Source organism: Gammaproteobacteria bacterium, from assembly GCA_036381015.1.
Taxonomy (GTDB): Bacteria; Pseudomonadota; Gammaproteobacteria; order Steroidobacterales; family Rariloculaceae; genus ZC4RG20.
Genome location: DASVDR010000011.1, coordinates 71421 through 91215 on the forward strand (window position 1 = coordinate 71421; position 19795 = coordinate 91215).

Genomic DNA, 19795 nt, shown 5'->3' on the forward strand with positions numbered 1-19795 from the left:
TGGCGGGACCGGCTTGCCGACGCGCCGCCGCCTCCAAAGCCGAGTGCGCCGCGAGACGGAGGAGGCCGCGCCGCCGCGCTCCGACGAGTCGGAGCGGCGACGCCCGGGCGTAGGAAGCCTAGACGGTCATCGGCCGGGAGCCTAGACGGCCATCGGCCGGTCCACGCGCTTCGCGCCGCCGGCCAGGACCGGCTCGAGCCAGCCCCAGCGGTCGGCCGTGGAGCCGTCGAACAGGCCGAAGAACTCGCGCTGCAGCCTCTCCGTGATCGGCCCGCGCTTGCCGGCGCCGATCGTGATGCGGTCGATCGACCGGACCGGCGTGACCTCTGCCGCGGAGCCGGTCAGGAACACCTCGTCGGCGATGTAGAGGAGCTCGCGCGGAATGTTCTGCTCGAGCACCTCGAGACCCGCCGCACGGGCGAGCGTCATGACCGTATCGCGCGTAAGGCCGCCGAGAATCGAAGCGGCGACCGGCGGCGTGAAAATGCGCCCGTCCTGGACGAGGAACAGATTCTCGCCGGCCCCTTCGCTGACGTAGCCGGCGGTATTGAGCGCGATGCCCTCCGCGAAGCCGAGGCGCCGCGCCTCGAGCGTGACGAGCGCGCTCGAAAGATAGTTGCCGCCCGCCTTCGCGAGCGCCGGGATCGTGTTCGGCGCGACACGCTGCCACGACGAGACGCACACGTCCACGCCCTTCTCGAGGCCGCCCTCGCCGAGGTAGGAACCCCATTCCCACGCGGCGATGGAGCACCGTGCGGGCTCCTCGATGTTGCCCGCGACTCCCATCTCGCCATAGCCGCGATACGCGATCGGGCGAATGTACGCGCCCTTCAGCAGATCGTTCGCGCGAATCACCTCCTTCGAGGCGTCGACGAGCACCTGCTCGGTGTACGGCAGCTTCATCCGGTAGATCTTCGCGGAGCGGAACAGCCTCCGGATGTGGTCCGTGAGCCGAAAGGCCATCGGCCCTTTCGGGGTGTCGTAGACGCGAACGCCCTCGAAGACCGAAGAGCCGTAGTGCAGCGCATGGCTCAGCACGTGCACCGTGGCCTCTTCCCAAGGCACCAGCCGGCCGTCGTGCCAGATGTACTTGCTCGTCTTCAGGGGCATCCGTCGATCTCCGGAAATGTGCGGCCGCTGCCGTCGATTATATGCGACGGGGGCAGCTGCCTCACGTTCGCAGCCGCGGGCGCAACGTGCCCGTCACTCCTGCAGCCAGCTCATCCGGCCGCGAAGCTCCCGCCCGACCTTCTCGATCTGGTGCCCCAGATCCTCGTTCAGCAGCCGCTTGTAATTCGGCAGCCCGTTCCGGTTCTCCGCGATCCACTCCTCGGCGAACTTGCCGTTCTGCACCTCCTTCAAGATCGTGCGCATGTTCTCCTTGACGCGCGCATCCACGACCCGCGGACCGCGGCTCAGATCGCCGAACTTCGCCGTCTCGCTCACGAACTCGTGCATCTTCCGCAGGCCGCCCTCGTGCAGCAGGTCGACGATCAGCTTCACCTCGTGCATGCACTCGAAGTAGGCCACCTCTGGCTGATAGCCCGCCTCGACCAGCGTCTCGAAGCCGCGGACGATGAGCTCCGTCAGTCCGCCGCAGAGTACCGCTTGCTCGCCGAACAGGTCGGTCTCGGTCTCCTCCGCGAAAGTCGTCGTCAGCACTCCGCCGCGCGTGCCGCCGATGCCGTGCGCGTAGGCGAGGGCGCGCGCCTGCGCCCGCCCGGTCGCGTCTTGCGCGACGGCCATCAGGCACGGCACGCCGCGGCCGGCCTCGTACTGCCGGCGCACGAGGTCGCCGGGCCCCTTCGGCGCGATCAGCACGACGTCGAGATCGGCGCGGGGCGTGACCTGCTTGTAATGGATGTTGAAGCCGTGCGCGAACAGCAGCGTCGCGCCCTGAGCGAGCCGCGGCTCGATGTCCTTGTAGAGCTGCCCCTGCGCCATGTCGGGGACGAGGAACGCGACGAGACCGGCGCCGTCGACGGCGTCGACCGGCGCGCGCACGGCGAAGCCGTCGCGCTCGGCCTTCGCGGACGTAGCGCCGCCGGGGCGCAGGCCGACGACGACGTCGAAACCGGAGTCCCTGAGATTCAGCGCGTGAGCGCGCCCCTGGCTGCCGTATCCGAGCACCGCGAGCCTTTCGCCGCGCAGCGCGTCGGGCTGAACATCCGATTCCACATAAAGTTGCATGGCATTTCCTCTTCAGCGGCGGACGAGCCGCCCAAATGAAAAACCCCGCAGCCCGTCCGGGTGCGGGGTCGTCGCCGAGGCTTCGCCGTCAAGCCGCGCGCCCGCACCCGCGCAAGCCGAGCGCTACGGAGGCGGGCGTGGCGGGACGGCGAGTGATCATGGATCCGACGGGTGACGCGTGAACCGGCATCATATAAAAACCGCAAACCATGTCAACGTCTTAGCAGCCGAGCGCGCGGCGTCCGATCGCGCTCGAGGACCGCGGCGCCGGCCGCGCCGGCGGCGTCGCGCCGGCGCGCTCGACTGCTTGCCGGTTCGAGAGCATTCTTCCTGTCGTGGTTCAGGAGACAACAGAGCGAGCCGGATCGATCGCGGGGAGGCGCTGAAGCCTTCCGTTGGAGCCGATCGATGGTGGGTCACGTCGAGACGAGAGGGACCAGGCCGCGTGCGTCGTGGCCGGCGGCTGCGCTCGGTGGCCTCGTGATCGCGAATGCGGCGGTGGGTCAAAGCCTGGACTCGCTCATCGCCGCGGAAGAGAATCGAATCGAGCAGGCGCAGGAAGCCCAGAGGGAGATCGACGCGATCGCGCAGGCGACGCGTGCCCGATTCGACGCGTACCGGCTCCTTCTGAAGGAGATCGACGGGCTCGCCGTCTACAACGAGCTGCTCGAAGCGCAGATCGACGACCAGCACGGCCGGCTCGAGCACCTGCGCGCGTCCATCGACGAGGTCACGGTCATCGAGCGCCGGATCCTGCCGCTCATGACCCGAATGATCGACGCGCTCGAAGCATTCATCGAGCTCGACGTGCCGTTCCGTCGCGAAGAGCGCCTGGACCGCGTCGAGACGCTCAGACGGATGCTCGGAGCGGACGTGACGGTGGCCGAGCAGCTCCGCAACGTGATGGAGGCCTGGCAGACCGAGATCGACTACGGCCGCTTTCCCGACACCTACCGCGGGCGTCTCGAGATCGGGGATGTCGTGCGTGAAGTCGACTTCCTGATGATCGGGCGCATCGCCCTCTATTACGTCACGCCCGACGACCGGCTCGCCGGCGCGTGGGACCGGCGCACGCGCAGCTGGGTGGCGTTGTCCGCGTCCGATGCGCAAACGATCCGGGCCGTCATCGACGGGCTCGGCTCCGATGCGCCGCCGGACCGCCTCTACATGCTTCCCGTTGCTCCGCCGCAGGCCGATCGAGGACAGGAGAATCGAGGATGAGGTGCCATCGTCTACTCGCCGCCGCCGCGCTCGGCGCCGTGATCGGGGCGGCGCCGGCGCGCGCGCAAACGGATGCCACGAGCCTCGACGAGCTTCTCGATTTGGTACGCCAGGGGCAGACGCGCGACGACCGGCAGCATCAGCAGCGTCTCGAGGAGTTTCGGCAGAGGCAGGCCGAGCGGACGGAGCTGCTGCGCGAGGCGCAGGCGCGCAAGGCCGAGGTGCAGCAGCGCAGCGAGCAGCTCGAGGCCACGTTCGAGGAGAACGAGCGCCTGATCGACGACGTGCAGGCGCAGCTCGACGAGCGGTTGGGCACGCTGCGCGAGCTCTTCGGCGTGCTCCAGCAGGTCTCCGGGGACGCCCGCTCCCTGTTCCGGAGCTCGCTGACGAACATCGAATACCCTGACCGCGACGCGTTCCTCACGGAGTTTGCCGCGAAGGCGGGCTCGAGCGGCCGGCTCCCTACGATCGACGAGATCGAGCGGCTGTGGTTCGAGCTTCAACGCGAGGCCACCGAGCTCGGGAAGATCAAGCGGCTCGAAGACTTCGAGGTCCTCACGGCCGACGGCCGGAAAGTCACCGAGGACATCGTTCGGGTCGGGCCGTTCAACCTCGTCGCGGACGGCCGCTATCTGCGCATGACCGAGAGCGGCTCGGTGGCCGAGCTTCAGCGCCAGCCGCAGGGGCGCTTCGTGAACAGCACCTCCGATCTGCTGCGGGCGGCGCCCGACGACGAGATGGTGCGCTTCGGCATCGACGTCACACGCGGGCAGCTACTCGCGCTGCTGATCGAGACGCCGACCTTCGGCGAGTACGTCCAGCTCGGCGGCATCATCACTTTGATCATCATCGCGCTCGGCGTCATCGGCATCGCGCTCGCCGCCGAGCGACTGATCACGCTCGGCATTGCCGCCCGCCGCGTGAAGGCGCAGCTGAAGAGCGACATGCCGAACGAGGACAACCCGCTCGGCCGCGTGCTGAAGGTGTACCACGACAATCCGAACGTCGACACGGAGACGCTCGAGCTGAAGCTCGGCGAAGCCATTCTGCGGGAGGTGCCGAAGCTCCAGCGCGGCATCCTGTTCATCAAGGTCATCTCGGTCGTTGCGCCGCTGCTCGGACTGCTCGGCACGGTCGTCGGCATGATCCAGACGTTCCAATCGATCACGCTGTTCGGCACGGGTGACCCCACGGTCATGGCGTCGGGCATCTCCGTCGCGCTGATCACCACCGTGGCCGGCCTCTGCGTCGCGATACCGACCGTGCTGCTGCACACGCTCGTCAACACGCGTGCACGCAATTTGATCCAGATTCTGCAGGAGCAAAGCGCCGGCATCGTGGCGCGTCAGGCCGAAAGGCGCTGAGGGGCCGGCGTGCGCTAGGAGGGATCGTGCAGCTCCTCATCGACGCATACGAGAAGATTCGCGACTTCCTCGAGCTCGGCGGGCCGGTGCTGCGTCTGATAGCGGTGGTCCTGCTGATCATGTGGACCCTGATTCTCGAGCGCTTGATCTATTTCCGGACCGGGCTGAAAGAAGTCATGAGCGAAGCGCTCGCGGAGTGGGAAGCGCGGCCGGAGAGGCGCACCTGGCACGCACGTCAGATTCGCGCGGAGATCATCTCGCAGGCGCGCATGAACGCGAACAGAGGGCTGCCGTTGATCCGGACGCTCGTTATGCTGTGTCCGCTTCTCGGCCTCCTCGGCACGGTGACGGGCATGGTCGCCGTCTTCCAGGCGATGGCGTTCTCCGGCACGGGCAACGCCAGGGCAATGGCAGCCGGCGTCTCGATGGCGACCGTGCCGACGATGGCGGGCATGGTGGGCGCGCTTTCGGGCGTCTTTCTGGTGACGATCTTGAATCGCCAGGCGAAGCGGAACATCGCGATGCTCGAAGACGCAATGACGATGGATCACTAGGGAAGAGCATGCGCAAGCACATCGCGACCGTGCAGCCGCAGGACGACGAAGCCGAGATCGACCTCACGCCGATGCTCGACGTCACGTTCATCATGCTGATCTTCTTCATCGTGACGTCGACGTTCATCCGCGAGACCGGCATCGACGCCGCTCGTCCGGACGAGGACCAGCCGCAGGTCGTGCAGGAGGCGGGGGCGATTCTCGTGATCATCGACGGCGGCGATCGGATCTGGATCGACGATCGACCCGTCGACGTGCGCGCCGTCCGCGCGCATATCGAGCGGATGTCGGCCGAGAATCCCGGCCGGCCGGTCGTGATTCAGGCGGCGCCGAATTCCTCGGCGCAGACGCTGGTGTCCGTGATGGATGCGTCTCGACAGGCCGGCGTCCGCGACATCTCGCTCGCGGCCCCGCCCGACTGAGCCGCCGCAGGAGAAGCGCCGTGGACGACGACTTCCTCACCGAACAGCAAGAAAGCGAGATCAACATGACCCCGATGCTGGACGTCGTGTTCATCATGCTGATCTTCTTCATCGTCACGGCAGTGTTCGTCAGGGAGCCCGGAGTCGAGGTCGCGCGGCCGCACGCGGTCACGGCCACCACCCCGAACGCCGCGAGCATCTACGTGGCGATCACGGCCGGCAACGAGATCTGGATCGACGGCAGGGCCGTCGATCCGCCGGCGGTGCGCGCCGAGATCGAGCGGCTCCGCGCACAGAACCCGGAAGGGGGCCTCGTGATCCAGGCCGACCGGGCGGCGAGCAACGGCGTGCTGCTCGCGGTCATGGATGCGGCGAAGGAAGCGGGCGTCACTGCGGTGACGATCGCGGCCGGATCCGGATGATCGCTCGCGGCTCCCATCGTCCAGCGGCGGCGTTACCGTGCCTCGCGGGCGTTGACTCCCGGCCGAGCGCACGGGTAACAATGGGATCGTATCGACGCTCTCGAGAGGGACCGAGCTTGGCACGAGTAAGCGTCGCGGGTGTTCTGCTCCTCGCGGCCTGCGGCGCGTTCGCGCAGGACGTGCGCGAGCGGCAGGACCCGCAGGAGACGCGGGCGGCGGAGCCCGTGCCCGCCGTGAGCCAGCCCGTCTACGAGCGGCTCGCGGAAGCACGAGCCTGCGCGCAGAAGGACGACATGCAATGTGCCCTGCGCGCGCTCGAGCGGGTTCGCGCGATAGGCGATCTTACCGATTACGAGCTCGCGCAGATGTGGCGGCTCTATGCGCTCGTCTATCTCAGGCAGGGAAGCCACGCCGAGGCGATCGCGGCGTACGAGAACGCGCTCGAGCCGTCCGCCCAGCCGCTCGGTCTCCGGGCGGCGACGATGCTCGCGCTCGCGGAGCTGTACGCCCGGCAGGAGCGCTACCAGGACGCTCTCGACACGCTCGGCGAATGGTTCCTGATTGCCGAGAATCCCAACCCGGAGGCTTACGTCCTGAAAGCGCAGATCCACCACCGGCTCGAGCAGTACGAGCAGGCCGTCGAGCCGCTCGTCACCGGGATCGAGATCGCACGCGCACGGGGAAGAGAAGCCGAGGAAGGTTGGTACCAGCTCCTCGCCGCTCTCTATTTCGAGCTCGAGAACGACCCGAAGGTCATCGAGACGCTCACGGTCCTCGTCGAGCGCTGGCCAAAGAAGGAATACCTCGTCCAGCTCGCCGCCATGTACGGGCGCACGGGCGAGGAGACGCTCCAGCTCGCGCTTTACGAGGCCGCGTACGAGGCGGGCTGGCTCACGAGCGAGCAGGAAATCGTGAATCTCGCGCGGATGCTCCTGCAAGCGGACATTCCTTACAAAGCCGCGCTGTTGCTGCAGCAAGGGCTCGACGACGGCGCGATCGAATCCACGGAGTCGAACTGGCAGCTGCTCTCCGAAGCGTGGCGGCTCGCGCGACAGGACGAGAAAGCGCTGCCGGCGCTGACGCGCGCCACGCAGCTTGCGCAGGACGGCGAGCTGCACTTCATGCTCGCGCAGTCTTACGCGAATCTCGCGCGATGGGAGGAGTGCGCCGAGGCCGCCCGCGACGGTCTCGAGCGCGGCGGTCTCGAGCGCCCGGACCAGGCGAACCTGCTGCTCGGCAATTGCCTCACGGAGCTCGAGCAGTATGATGCGGCGCGCAGCGCATTCGAGGCGGCCGCTCGCGACGAGCGCAGCCGGGAACGCGCCGAGCAGTGGCTGGACTACATCGAGAACGAGCAAGACCGCGAGCGGCAGCTCGAGCAAGCTGTGCGGCGGCGCGCCGTGCAGCGGCGCGGCTGAAGCCGCCGTGCTTTCCGTGCGTCACGGCGAGGTCGACTTCCGATTCAAAGGAGGAGAGAAATGACGATCAAAGTGGGCGACAAGATGCCCAAGGGCCAGTTCACAGTGATGGGCGAGAACGGCCCGCAAACGATGACGACCGACGAGCTGTTCTCCGGGCGCAAGGTCGTCCTTTTCTCCGTGCCCGGCGCGTTCACGCCGACCTGCTCGGCCAAGCACCTGCCGGGGTACGTCGAGAACGCCGAAGCGCTGCGCGCGAAGGGTGTCGATACGATCGCGTGCATGGCGGTCAACGACGCGTTCGTGATGTCCGCGTGGGGCAAGAGCGCGAACGCCGACGGGAAGGTGTTGATGCTCGCCGACGGCAACGGCGACTACGCGCGCGCGCTCGGTCTCGAGCTCGACGCCACGAAATTCGGAATGGGGCGGCGCAGCCAGCGCTTCTCGATGATCGTCGACGACGGCGTCGTGACGCAGCTCAATATCGAGCCGGCCGGGCAGTTCGGCGTGAGCTCCGCCGAGACCGCGCTCAGCCAGCTGTCGTAGCCGAGGAAAAGGTGTCAGACACCTTTTTTCGCCGGGGGAAAAACGTGTCTGACACCGTTTTGGGGAAAAAAGGTGTCAGACACCACGGCCGGCGCGCTTCTCGAGCGCGTCGATCATCGCCGGCACGGCCTCGAAAAGGTCGGCGACGAGGCCGAGGTCCGCGACCTCGAAGATCGGCGCCTCCGGGTCCTTGTTGATCGCGACGATCGTGCCGGCGTCCTTGATGCCCGTCAGGTGCTGAATCGCGCCCGAGATCCCGAGAGCGATATAGAGATCCGGCGCGATGACCTTACCGGTTTGCCCGACCTGAAGGTCGTTCGGCGCGTACCCCGCGTCGACCGCGGCCCGCGAGGCGCCGATCGCTGCGCCGAGCGCGTCCGCGAGGCGGCCGACCAGCTCGAAGCGCTCGGCGCTGCCCAATGCCCGGCCGCCCGCGACCACCTTCGTCGCCGTCTGGAGGTCCGGCCGCCCGGTGCGGGTCGCGTCGAGGCGCACGTAGCGGGTGTGGCCGGGCGGCGCGACGCTCGACGTCCACGGCTCGATCGGCGCCGGCCGGTCGCTCGGCTCCGCGGGACGGTACGACGCGATTCTGACCGTGCCGACCAGCAGCCGGTCGGGCGCGGCCTCGACCGTGACGATCGCGTTCCCGGCGTACGTCGGCCGCTTGAAGCGGCGGGGGCCTTCGACGGCCATGATGTCGCTCAGCTGCCCGACGCCGAGCAGCGCCGCCGCGCGCGGCAGCAGGTCCTTGCCGAACGTCGTCGAAGGGGCGAGGACGTGGGTATAGCCGCGGCCCGCGAGCTCCGCGAGGCGCGGCGCGAGCACGGCGGCGAGCAGCCCTTCGTGCGCGGCGTCGCGAGCCTCGAGCACGCGGGTGACCCCGCGGATTCGGGCCGCCTCGGCGGCGAGCTCGTCGGCGTCCGCCGTGAACACGACGACGTCGAGCGACTCGGGCTCGAGCTCGAGCGCGCACGCGACGCATTTCGCGGTGCTTTCCGCGAGGCGCCCGCCGCGGTGCTCGGCGACGACCAGCACCTTCGCCGTCACAGCAGCCCCCGATCGGCCAGCGCTTCGACGAGCTCGGCCGCGTCGCGCACGACGACGCCGCGCCGCCTCGCCTCGGGCTCCTCGACCTTGACCGTGCGGAACTGCGGCGTCGCATCGACGCCGAGCTCCGCGAGCGGCACGGATTCGTAGGGCTTGCGCTTCGCTTTCAGAATCTCCGGCAGCTTCACGTACCGCGGCTGATTGAGCCTCAGGTCCGTCGTGACGACGGCGGGGAGCTCCACCTCGATCGTCTCGATGCCGGCATCCACCTCGCGGCCGACGGTGGCGACGCCGTCCCGGATCTCGACCTTCGATGCGAAGGTGGCCTGCGGCCGGTCCCACAGCGCGGCGAGCATCTGCCCGGTCTGATTGTTGTCGCCGTCGATGGACTGCTTGCCGAGAAGCACGAGCAGCGGCTGCTCGCGGCGCACGATCGCGAGCAGCGTGCGCGCTACGGCCAGCGGCTCGAGCTCGAGATCGGTGAGGACGTGCACCGCGCGGTCCGCGCCCATCGCGAGACCGGTGCGCAGCTGCTGCTGCCACTCGGCCGGGCCGATCCCGCAGACGACGACCTCGTCCGCGAGACCTTGCTCCTCGAGGCGCAGCGCCTCCTCGAGGGCGATCTCGTCGAACGGATTGATGCTCATCTTCGCGCCTTCGGTGGCGACGCCCGAGCCGTCCGGCTTGACGCGCACGCGCACGTTGTAATCGACGACGCGCTTCAGAGCGACGAGAATTCTTCGCGGATCGGCCATCGCATCACCCGGTGCTTTTCCGCCATTCTATCGGCAACGGGCGCCGCGGCGCTCGCGCGCACGAGCGCGCGCCTTCTCCGTGTCGCCCCGATCCGGGGCCGCACGGATCGCGCGCGCCGCAGCGGCTTGCCGAACCGCTCCTTTCCGCAGGCTTCGTCTTCGGGGCAGAATAGGCCTCTTTTCGTCGATACGGGTGCGGCCGTGGCGTCGAGGCAGACTCATACGATCCAGCCCAGCACGCAGCTGAAAGGCGTGCGGTACGAGATCCGCGGCAGGCTTGCGCGCCGCGCCCTCGAGCTCGAGCGTCAAGGCTACGAGATCATCTCGCTCAACATCGGCAACCCCGGGCGCTTCGGGTTTCGCACGCCGGAGACGATGCGCCTCGCGATGATCGAGAATCTCGCCGCCGCGGAAGGGTACTGCCACCAGAAGGGCATCTTTCCGGCCCGCGAAGCCGTCGTGATGCAGCAGCAGGAGCGCGGCGTCTTCGACACCACGGCCGACCACGTCTTCATCGGCAACGGCGTCAGCGAGCTGATCGATCTCACGCTGCGCGCGCTGCTGAACCCGGGCGACGAGGTGCTGATCCCGAGCCCCGACTATCCGTTGTGGACGGCGGCGACGACGTTGAACGGCGGCCGCGCCGTGTACTACCCGTGCCCGGAGGATCAGAAGTTCAATCCCGACGTCGACGCGATCGAGAAGCTCGTCACGCCCCGCACCCGGGCGCTGGTCGTGATCAATCCGAACAACCCCACGGGCGCGGTGTACGAGCGCGAGTGTCTCGCGGGGCTTGCGCGCGTCGCGGAGAAGCACGGCCTCGTCGTGCTGAGCGACGAGATCTACGACCAGATGGTGTACGACGACGCCGAGTTCGTGCCGATGGCGACGCTTGCGCGCAATACGCTGTGCGGCACGTTCAGCGGCCTTTCGAAGGTGTACCGCGCCTGCGGGTACCGCGTCGGCTGGGTCGCGTTCAGCGGCACCCTCGACCGGGCGGAGCCGTTCTTGACCGGCATGGATCTCCTCGCCGCGCTGCGGCTCTGCAGCAACGTGCCCGGGCAGTGGGCCGTGCAGACCGCGCTCGGCGGCTACCAGAGCATCTCGCAGCTTTGCGGGCGCGGCGGCCGTCTCTACGAGTCGCGCCGCGTCGTGATCGACGCGGTTACGCGCAGCCGTTTTCTCCACCTCGTGCCGCCGCGCGGCTCGATGTACGCCTTCATCGGCGTCGATACGCGGCAGCTGCCCGGCTTCGACGACGAGGCGTTCGCGATGGAGCTGCTCGAGCAGAAGCATGTGCTCGTGGCGCCCGGGTCGAGCTTCAATACGCCTTATCGCGATCATTTCCGGATCACGACGCTGCCCGACGAGGATCAGCTCACCGAGGTGTTCAAGCGGATCGAGGACGTGCTGTCGCAGATGTCCCGGCATCCGCCGAAGCTCGAAACCGCATAGACGGCGCGGCCGCGCGCCGTCCGGGTAACGACGCAAGCTTTGTCCGCGACTTCGCCGGTCGACCCGCTCCGGTCTCCGCAGGCCACGCACGTGGTCGCGGATCGCCTCGCCGCGCGCCAATGGGAAGCCTATCTCGCCGAGCGCGTCGTCGGGCGCGAATGCCGAGCTTGGCCCGGGCCGCTGGCCGAGACGTATCGCGAGTGGACCGAGCGCATCTGGCTCTTGCGCGCGGCGCCGGACGCGCCCGTGCTGCTCGCGCCGCGGCAGTCCGCGGCGCTGTGGCGCCGGGTCGTCGCCGAGTCCGCCGAAGGCCCCGAGCTTCTCGGCGTCGCGGGGGCCGCGGCCTGGGCGGAGGACGCCTGGCGCCGGGTCGCGGCGTGGCGCATCGATCTCCGGCCCTTCGACGCGGCGCGGCACGGCACGGACTTCGGCGCCTTTCTGCGCTGGGCCGAGGACTACCGGACGCGGCTCGCCGACGGCGGCTGGATCGACGCGGCCGGGCTCGACGCCGCGCTCGCGGCCGCCGTCGAGCTGCCGTCGGTCCCGGTCGTGCTCGCCGACTTCGAGGCGACGCCCGCGCAGGAGAAGGTGATCGAGCGCTTGCGCGCGTCGGGCGCGACGATCACGACCGCGGCGCCGCCCGAGTGCCCGGGCGCCGCGTATCGCATCCGCTGCGCGGACCCGCTCGACGAACTGCGGGCGGCCGCGGCGTGGGCCGCGCGCCGGCTCGATGAGCATCCGTCCGCGCGGGTCGCGATCGTCGTCGACGACCTCGCGGAGCGTGCGGACGAGGTCCGCCGCGCGCTGCTCGAGACGCTCGGCGGCGGGAACGCGTCGCCGCCGCCGCTGTTCGTCGCCGCACCCGCGGCCGACGTCGACGCGCTGCCGCTCGCGGGGGCCGCGTTGAATGCGCTCGAGCTGGTCTCGCCGAAAGGCGCCTTTTCGCACCTGAGCCGCTGGCTCCGCAACCCGCGGTTCCACTGGGATCCTCGTTCGTCCGCCGCGGCGGCCCGCGCCGAGGCGAAGCTCCGGGAGGCGCTCGGCGCGAGCTTGCCGTTCCTCGAGGCGTATCGTCGCGCGGGGCTGGCCGACCGCCTCCGGGCGGCGGCGCCGGACGCGGCCGCCAAGCTCGACGCCGCGCTCGATTTGCTCGGCCTCGACGGCGCCGCGCGCACACCGGCCCAGTGGGTCCGCATTTGGCCGCCGGTCCTCGAAGCGCTCGGTTGGCCCGGCTGGCCCGAAGGCGACGCGGCCGGCGACGCCGAGCGGCAGTCGTGGGAGCGGGCGCTCGAGGACGTCGCGCGGCTCACGCCGATCGTCGGCGCCATCCGCGCGCCGCGGGCGCTCGCCGAGCTCGAAGCCGGCTTGCGCGGCGGCCCCCTGGCTCCGATGCCCGTCACGGGCATTCACGTGCTCGCCGACCTCGGCGACGTCGGCCCGGGCTACGCCGGGTGCTGGGTCGCGGGCGTCGCGGCCACCGCGTATCCGCGGCCGGTGCGGGTGAATCCGCTGTTGCCGCGAAGCCTGCAAGCGGAGCACGGTCTGCCGTGGTCCTCGCCGCGCGACGCGCTGCTTCGCTCGCGCGCGCTCGTCGCCCGGCTGATCGCGCGCGTCCCGGAGGCGGTCCTGAGCTGGCCTGCGCGCGTGCGCGACGAGGCGGCCGATCCGAGCCCGCTAATCCGCGACCTCCGGCCCTTGGAGCGTCCCATCCCCGGGCCGGCGCGGCGCCCCGACCCGCCGCCGCGCGCACGGGAAACGGTGGCCGATCCGCCGCCGCCTCTCGCCGAGCCCGAGATTCGCGGCGGCGTTGCCGCCGTCGCCGCGCAAGCGCTGTGCCCGCTGCGCGCCTTCTGCGAGCACCGGCTCGGCGCCCGTCCGCTCGCGAGGCCTGAGCCCGGAGTCCCGGCCCGTCTCCAAGGCGTGATCCTGCATCGTGCACTCGAGCGATTCGTCCGCCGCTACGCGAGCCGCGACGCGCTCTCCGCCGCCGCCGGGCCCGAGATCGCGGCCGCGGCGCGAAGCGCGACGCGGGCCGCGGCCGCGGAAACGTTCGGAGCCGCGCGGGATGCGCTTCCCGCGCTGCTCGAGATCGAATCGCAGCGCGCGGCGGCGCTGATCGAGGCGTTCGCCGCGAAAGAGCTCGAGCGGTCGCCTTATCGGGTAAAGGCGCTCGAGTGGCCGCTCGAGATCGAGATCCGCGGCAAGACGATTCGCTGTCGAATCGACCGCGTCGACGAGCTCGCGGGCGGCGACGGGCTGGCCGTGATCGACTACAAGTCCGGACACGCGCCGCAGGCGCCTCGGGCGGATGCGCTGCGCGGGGACCTGCAGCTCCCGATCTACGCGGTCGCGCTCTCGCCGGGCGTCGCCGCGCTCGCGGTCGCGGCGCTCCGCGCCGAGCGAGTCGGCTATCTCGGCATCTGGCCGCGCGGCGCGTTCCCCGGTCGTCCCCGCGATACCGGCGAGCACGCGACGCTCGACGCGCTGATCGAGGCGTGGCGCTCGGCGATCCACGCGCTCGTCGATGCGTACGCGGCGGGCGATACGCGCTTCTTTCTGGGGGACGACGCAGCTGCGGGGCCGTACGCGCCGCTGACGCGCGTGCACGAGCAAACGGCGCTGCACCGCGGCTGGCTCGCGCCATGGAGCCCGCCGTGACCGACGAGGCCGCGCGGCGCGAGGCGCTCGATCCTCGGCGCTCGTTCATCGTTCAGGCGCCGGCCGGATCCGGGAAGACGGAGCTCCTTATTCAGCGCTACCTCACGCTGCTCGCGACCGTCGACGAGCCGGAGCAGGTCGTCGCGATCACCTTCACGCGCAAGGCCGCCGCCGAGATGCGCCGGCGCGTGGCCCGCGCGCTGCAGGAGGCGGCGTGCGGCGCGAGCGCCGCCGAGCCGCACCGGGCGGCGACGCTCCGTCTCGCGCAGCGCGTGCTCGCGCGAAGCGACGAGCGCGAGTGGGCGCTCGCCGAGCACTCGAGGCGCATGCGGATCGAGACGCTCGATGCGCTGAACGCGCGCCTCGCGCGGCAGCTGCCGACGTCGTCGAACGGCGTCGCCGGCGCGCGGATCGTGGAAGACGCGGCCGAGCACTATCGGCTCGCCGCCGCACGCACGGTCGCCGAGCTCGGGGATCGCGGCGAGCTCGGTGTTGCGCTTCGGCGGCTGCTCGGCTATTGCGAGCATTCCGTCGCGCGGCTCGAGACGTTGCTCGCGGAGCTGTTGCCGAAACGCGAGCAATGGCTTCGCCACTTCGCGCTGCACGACGAAGCGGCCTTGCGCCACGATCTCGAGGCGGCCCTCGGCCGGCTCGTCTCCGAAGCGCTCGAGGCGGCCGCGAAAGCGCTGCCTCCGGAGCTCGAGCAAGCGCTGCCGCCGCTGCTCGCGCACGCCGCCCGGCACGCCGAGACGGCGGAGCTGCGCGCGGCGTTCGCGCCCTGGCTCGGCGGCGTGCGCGCGGACGCCGCGTTCGACCGCTTGGACTCCTGGCACGCGGCCGCGCGCCTCTTGCTCACGAAGCAGAACGAATGGCGCCGGCGCCTCGACCGTGCGCTCGGCTTCGGCCCGGCGCACCCGAGCGAGCGGGTCCGCCTGCGGCGCCTGCTCGACGGCCTCGCGGCGAATGAGCGCGCGCGCCTCGCTCTCGCCGACGCGCGGCGCTTGCCGCGCCCGCAATATTCCGATGAGCAGTGGGCGGCGCTCGCGGCGCTCCGCATCGTGCTGCGCCGGCTCGCGGCGGAGCTGCGCGTCGTCTTCGCCGAGCGCCAGGCGGTCGACTTCGTCGAGCTCGCGCTCGCGGCCCAGCAGGCCCTGGCCGGCGCGGACGGGCCGTCCGACCTGCTGCTCGCTCTCGACTACCGCGTGCAGCACGTGCTCGTCGACGAGTTTCAAGATACGTCGCACTCGCAGCTTCGCCTGCTCGAGCTGCTGACCTCCGGCTGGGAGCCGGGCGACGGGAGGACGCTGTTTCTGGTCGGGGATCCGATGCAGTCGATCTACCGCTTCCGGGACGCGGACATGTCGCTGTTCCTGCGCGTTCGCCGCGACGGGGTAGGGTGCGTGCGCTGCCATCCGCTGACGCTCGAGCGAAACTTCCGCAGCGCCCCGGCCGTGGTCGACTGGGTGAACGAAACCTTCGCGCGCGCGTTTCCCGATGCCGACGACATCGGCGCGGGCGCGGCTCGCTTCTCGGCGTGCCGTGCGGTTCGCGCCGAAGCTCCCGACACTTGCGTGCGCATGCACGCGATGCGCACGGACGACGACGAGGAAGAGCTGCGCGCGGCTCTCGAGATCGTCGAGCGCGAGCATCGGCGGGCGCCGGAGGAGTCGCTGGCCGTCCTCGTGCGCAGCCGCACGCATCTCGCCGGGCTGCACGAGCATCTCCGCGCGCGCGGTCTCGCCGTCTCGGCCCCCGAGATCGATCCGCTCCACGAGCATCAGGTTGTTCAGGATCTGATCGGCCTGACGCGCGCGCTGACGCACGCCGGCGACCGCATCGCGTGGCTCGGCGTGCTGCACGCGCCGTGGTGCGGCATCGGCTGGCGCGACCTCGAGGCACTCTGCGGCGCGGAGCGCGACCGCACGGTTTGGGAGCTGCTCCACGATCACGCGGCGCTCGCGCGCGTCGGCGAGGACGCGCGCGTGCGCCTCGAATGGATCAAGGCGCGCTTCGCGGAGGCTTTCGAGCGGCGGGACGCGAGTCCCTTCGCCGACTGGATCGAACGAACGTGGATCGCGCTCGACGGCCCCGCTTGCCTCGATTCGGAGGACGACCGCGAGCGCGCGCAAGTCTTCTTCGCGACGCTCGCGCGGCTGTCCCGCCGCGGCGATCTCGACGATCCCGCGGCGCTGGAGGAAGCGTTCCGCACGCCGCTTCCGTACTCGTCGGCTCCGGAGGGCGGCATCGAGATCATGACGATCCACCGCGCGAAGGGGCTCGAGTTCGACACCGTCGTGCTGCTCGGTCTCGGTCGCGAGCCGCGTCGTGACGAGGCGAAGGCGCTCTACTGGATGCAGCGCGTCGCGAACGACGGCAGCGAGGACCTGATCATCGCGCCGCTGAATCGCCCGGGAGCCGAGGACGCGTTGACCGCGACGATCCGCCGCGCAGACGACGCGCGCGAGCAGGCCGAGAGGACGCGGCTGCTCTACGTGGCGGCAACGCGCGCGAAGAAGCGGTTGCACCTCGTCGGCCGGATCGCCGCGCTCGCGGACGCGCCGCCCGAGCGCAGCCTTCTGGTGCCGCTTTGGCCCGCAGTGGCGGAGCGGTTCGGACCGAAGGCGGAGGCGCCTCCGGCGAGCGCCGAGGAGCCGGAGGCAGTGCAGCCGGTGCTGCGCCGCCTCGCCGACGGCTTCGATGCAGGCAACGGCCGTACCCGCGCCGACGCCGAGCCGCCGCCCCCGGCCGCGGGTCGGCCGCGGTTCGAGTGGGCCGGGCTGCCCGCCGTGCAGATCGGCACCGTCGTGCACCGGTGGCTGCATCGCGTGGCCGCGGCAGGGCTCGATGCTTTCGACGCCGCCGCGATTCGCGCGTCGACGCGCACCTTCCGCCGCGAGCTCGAGGTGCTCGGCCTCGAAAGCGACGAGGCGTCGGCCGGCGCCGACGCGGTCGCCCGAGCGCTCGCATTCACGCTGACCGACGACCGCGGGCGTTGGATCCTCGGTCCCCGTGCAGAGGCACGCTCGGAGCTCGCGCTCACCGTGCGCAACGGCGTCTTCCTCGAGCACGTGCGTCTCGATCGCACCTTCGTGGAGGAGGGCACGCGTTGGATCATCGACTTCAAGACGGGCTCGCACGAAGGCGCGGACGTCGACGCGTTTCTCGACGCCGAGGTGGAGCGGTGGCGCGCGCAGCTCGAGCGCTACGCCGCGGCGATCGCCGAGATCGATCCGCGGCCGATCACTGCCGGGCTTTATTTTCCGATGCTGCGGGCGTTCCGCTGCTGGCCGGCGGGCGGAGCGAGCCGGTGAGCTCGAACGGCCGCTTTCCGCCGGCTTCGGGCGGCCCGGTCATCAGCTCGAGCCCCTGCACGAGCTCGGGCGGCGCGCCGGCGCGAGCCGCGACGAGCCCCGCGAGGCGGTAACCGCCGTCGGGCTCGAGCGCGAGCGTGCCGGTGACCTCGAGCGGACCGCCGGTGTCGCGAAGCTCGCCGAGAATACCGGGATCGGGCGTCTCCGCGAACGTGAGCTCATAACCGCCGAGCGGAATCAGCCCGGGATGTCGGACGGGTAGAAGCGGCGGCACCGCGAGCTCCGCGACTTGCGCCTCGCCGACGAGCTCGACGGGCCAGCCGTCACGAATCTCGGCACGCTCGAGCGAGATGCGGAGCTGCCCTTCGACGCCGGCGAGCGGGACGAGCGGCGAGAGTGCCGCGACGCTGATGCCCGCCCGCACGTTGCGCAGCACCGCCGTGCGCGGCGTCACCCGCACGTCGCCTTGGATGACGCCGTCGGCGAGCCTCGCCTCGACGTGCGCGGCCACGCGGCCCGTGAGCAGCGGAAGCGCGTCGACTTGCCAGCTGACGTCGCGCAGCGGCAGACCGACGACCGACCCGACGGCGGCGCCGCCGGACCAGACGGTGCCCTCGACGCCGGCGAGCCGGACGGTCTCCGGCGCGAACAGCCGATAGGCAGTCGCGGCTGGAAACGTCGAGAGCGCGAACGCGACATACGCGCCGATGCCGAGCGCAAGCCAGGCGTACTTGCTCGGCATCGATCAGGACCGCCGCAAGAAAATTTGGCCGTTGACGAGCCCGGGCCCGCTGCCGCTCGTGACCGAGGCCGCTTCGACCCCGATGCCGTGCTCGGTTTGCAGCGCCACGAGCCAGCTCACGAGCGCATCGAAGGAGGCGTTCTCGAACGTCACGTCGATCCTGTCGGGCCCGTCCGGACGCCTGCGGGTAAGGGCCTCGGCGACCCCGTGAGCTTGCGCGGTGCTGTCGACGAGCACGACCAGCGACTGCCCCGGCGCGCTCCGCGCCGGGCGCGCAGTGTCGGGCACGGCGGCAGCCTGCTGAAGGTCGATCAGCAGGCGGTTCTTCTCTTCGACGCTCTCCCGAAGCTCGGCCGTGCCCGCCGCGAGCGGCCTCCAGATGAAGCCGAACAGGACGATCACGCCGGCCACGGCGGCGCCGACGGCGAGGATCACGCGCTCGCGCGGCTCGCGGCTCAGGAACCACTCCTTCATCGCTCGGCCCCGATCAGCTGCACGCGGCCCTCGACGGCGCTCTCCGCGGAATTGGCGGACTGGATTCGCACGGCGAACTGCTCCGAGCGCTCGACGGCCTGTGCGAACGCGTCGAGCGCGGGAACGTCGGGCACCGTGAGCTGAAGGTCGAGCACGTCGTTGCGCCAGCTCAGCGCTTCGAGCCGGCTGTCCTCGACGCGCGCCTCGGCGATGACGGCGAGCGCGCTCAGGAATCCGTCGTCCGGGCCCTGCAGCAGACCGCGGCCGCCAAGGCGGCTGCGGACGGCCGCGCGGCACGCATCGAGGGCCGGCGCGCCCATGTCCCGCCGGCAGCTCTCGGTCAACAGGTCGGTCAGCGCGCGATCCTGACGCACGAGGGAAAGGTACTCGACGCCCTGAGCCAGCACACCGAGCACGAGCACCGCCGCTGCGAGCCCCGCAGCGACGCGCCACGGCTTCAGCAGCACGCCGATGCTCGACTTCGGCGCGTACGGCCCTTGCAGCAGGTTCACGCCCGGGCGGCTCGTGATCGTCGCCGCGAGGTGGTAGAGGGCGCCGTCCGCCATCAGCTTCACCTGACAGTTCGGAATGCGCTCGGAGAGCGCGCGCAGCGCTTCCTCCTGGCGTGCGCTCGCCGCCTCGTCGACGTAGACGAGCGCATGCCGCAGCTCGGACGAGCCGTCGACGATGTCGGGAACCTCCTCGAGAGCGACGCCCTCGAGCACGAACGGCGGCCGCCCCGGCGCTCTGCCGTAGACCAGGTCGCCCGCGACGACGACGGTCAGCGTGGACGGCGTGTCCGGCACACCGTCCGCGTCGGAGTACACCGCGCTCGGCGTGATCCCGCTCTCCGCGAGCGCGCCGAGCCATGCCTCGAGCCGCTCGCGGCCGACGACGGCGACCGTCACGGCGCCCGATTCGAGCCGCGGACCTACTGCGAAGAAGAGGTCGTCGACATCCTCCGCGAGCGCGTCCTCGAGCGAGTAGGGCAGCATCTTCCTGAGCCGCGACGCGCTCGCCTTCGGGAGCGTGGCCTCCGTGGAGATGACGTCGACGGCGGGCACGAGCACGATCACGCGCCGTCCGGCCGCAACGCCGGCGGCGTCGGCGAGGGGGCCCACGGCCGCCCGGCTCACGACGCGCCCGCTATCGTCGAAAACGGCCCACTCGGCCGTCGCCGGATCCGCGTGCAGACGAATGACGAGATGCTCCACGC

At 70.6% G+C, this 19795-nt stretch carries 17 protein-coding genes; 10 read left to right on the top strand and 7 right to left on the bottom strand.

The window, feature by feature from the left end; translation table 11 throughout:
• Positions 1 to 141: 141 nt before the first annotated feature.
• Together VF329_04695 and ilvC are read right to left on the bottom strand one after the other, a co-directional pair.
• Entirely contained in the window at positions 142 to 1110 is a 969-nt protein-coding gene (locus tag VF329_04695) for a branched-chain amino acid transaminase (protein ID HEX7080289.1), read from the bottom strand.
• Positions 1111 to 1203: 93 nt separating this feature from the next.
• On the bottom strand, positions 1204 to 2190 hold the full coding sequence (ilvC, locus tag VF329_04700; protein ID HEX7080290.1) for a ketol-acid reductoisomerase: 987 nt from the start codon (positions 2188 to 2190) through the stop codon (positions 1204 to 1206).
• A 408-nt stretch (positions 2191 to 2598) separates the two neighbouring features.
• Between ilvC and VF329_04705 the strand changes: the two genes are divergently transcribed.
• From VF329_04705 to VF329_04735, 7 genes are all read left to right on the top strand, one after another.
• Positions 2599 to 3411, top strand: a complete 813-nt coding sequence (locus tag VF329_04705; protein HEX7080291.1) for a DUF3450 domain-containing protein — start codon at positions 2599 to 2601, stop codon at positions 3409 to 3411.
• Positions 3408 to 4775 carry a MotA/TolQ/ExbB proton channel family protein gene (locus VF329_04710; protein HEX7080292.1) on the top strand — a complete coding sequence of 456 codons (1368 nt, stop codon included), beginning with the start codon at positions 3408 to 3410 and terminating at the stop codon, positions 4773 to 4775. Before VF329_04705 ends, VF329_04710 begins: the two co-directional genes overlap by 4 nt.
• A gap of 26 nt (positions 4776 to 4801) precedes the next feature.
• Positions 4802 to 5329, top strand: a complete 528-nt coding sequence (locus VF329_04715; GenBank protein ID HEX7080293.1) for a MotA/TolQ/ExbB proton channel family protein — start codon at positions 4802 to 4804, stop codon at positions 5327 to 5329.
• Positions 5330 to 5337: 8 nt separating this feature from the next.
• Positions 5338 to 5751 carry a biopolymer transporter ExbD gene (locus tag VF329_04720; protein HEX7080294.1) on the top strand — a complete coding sequence of 138 codons (414 nt, stop codon included), beginning with the start codon at positions 5338 to 5340 and terminating at the stop codon, positions 5749 to 5751.
• Between the two features lie 20 nt (positions 5752 to 5771).
• Positions 5772 to 6173, top strand: coding sequence for a biopolymer transporter ExbD (locus VF329_04725; protein HEX7080295.1), 402 nt, complete (start codon positions 5772 to 5774; stop codon positions 6171 to 6173).
• Between the two features lie 116 nt (positions 6174 to 6289).
• Positions 6290 to 7591 carry a tetratricopeptide repeat protein gene (locus tag VF329_04730; protein ID HEX7080296.1) on the top strand — a complete coding sequence of 434 codons (1302 nt, stop codon included), beginning with the start codon at positions 6290 to 6292 and terminating at the stop codon, positions 7589 to 7591.
• Positions 7592 to 7651: 60 nt separating this feature from the next.
• Entirely contained in the window at positions 7652 to 8137 is a 486-nt protein-coding gene (locus VF329_04735) for a peroxiredoxin (GenBank protein ID HEX7080297.1), read from the top strand.
• A gap of 75 nt (positions 8138 to 8212) precedes the next feature.
• Here the strand turns inward: VF329_04735 and VF329_04740 are convergent, their stop codons facing one another.
• The gene (locus tag VF329_04740; protein ID HEX7080298.1) at positions 8213 to 9184 is read right to left on the bottom strand and encodes an electron transfer flavoprotein subunit alpha/FixB family protein; all 972 of its coding nucleotides are present in this window, start codon (positions 9182 to 9184) and stop codon (positions 8213 to 8215) included.
• A complete protein-coding gene (locus VF329_04745; GenBank protein HEX7080299.1) occupies positions 9181 to 9939 on the bottom strand; it encodes an electron transfer flavoprotein subunit beta/FixA family protein in 759 nt (252 codons plus the stop codon). Before VF329_04745 ends, VF329_04740 begins: the two co-directional genes overlap by 4 nt.
• Before the next feature lie 201 nt (positions 9940 to 10140).
• Here VF329_04745 and VF329_04750 point away from each other — a divergent pair, with 201 nt between their 5' ends.
• The 3 genes from VF329_04750 (at position 10141) to VF329_04760 (ending at position 17363) form a co-directional block, all read left to right on the top strand.
• Positions 10141 to 11394 carry an aminotransferase class I/II-fold pyridoxal phosphate-dependent enzyme gene (locus tag VF329_04750; GenBank protein ID HEX7080300.1) on the top strand — a complete coding sequence of 418 codons (1254 nt, stop codon included), beginning with the start codon at positions 10141 to 10143 and terminating at the stop codon, positions 11392 to 11394.
• A 90-nt stretch (positions 11395 to 11484) separates the two neighbouring features.
• Complete coding sequence (locus VF329_04755; GenBank protein HEX7080301.1) at positions 11485 to 14052, top strand: PD-(D/E)XK nuclease family protein; 2568 nt, start codon at positions 11485 to 11487, stop codon at positions 14050 to 14052.
• Positions 14049 to 17363, top strand: a complete 3315-nt coding sequence (locus tag VF329_04760; GenBank protein HEX7080302.1) for a UvrD-helicase domain-containing protein — start codon at positions 14049 to 14051, stop codon at positions 17361 to 17363. Before VF329_04755 ends, VF329_04760 begins: the two co-directional genes overlap by 4 nt.
• On the opposite strand, the gene VF329_04765 is transcribed toward VF329_04760, so the two are convergent.
• From VF329_04765 to gspL, 3 genes are read right to left on the bottom strand one after another with little or no spacing between them, the layout of a single operon-like run.
• Positions 17293 to 18105, bottom strand: a complete 813-nt coding sequence (locus VF329_04765) for a type II secretion system protein N (GenBank protein HEX7080303.1) — start codon at positions 18103 to 18105, stop codon at positions 17293 to 17295. The two genes, VF329_04760 and VF329_04765, sit on opposite strands and share 71 nt — an antisense overlap.
• A 3-nt stretch (positions 18106 to 18108) precedes the next feature.
• Positions 18109 to 18579, bottom strand: coding sequence for a type II secretion system protein M (locus VF329_04770; GenBank protein ID HEX7080304.1), 471 nt, complete (start codon positions 18577 to 18579; stop codon positions 18109 to 18111).
• A complete protein-coding gene (gspL, locus tag VF329_04775) occupies positions 18576 to 19793 on the bottom strand; it encodes a type II secretion system protein GspL (GenBank protein HEX7080305.1) in 1218 nt (405 codons plus the stop codon). Before gspL ends, VF329_04770 begins: the two co-directional genes overlap by 4 nt.
• Between the last annotated feature and the right edge of the window lie 2 nt (positions 19794 to 19795).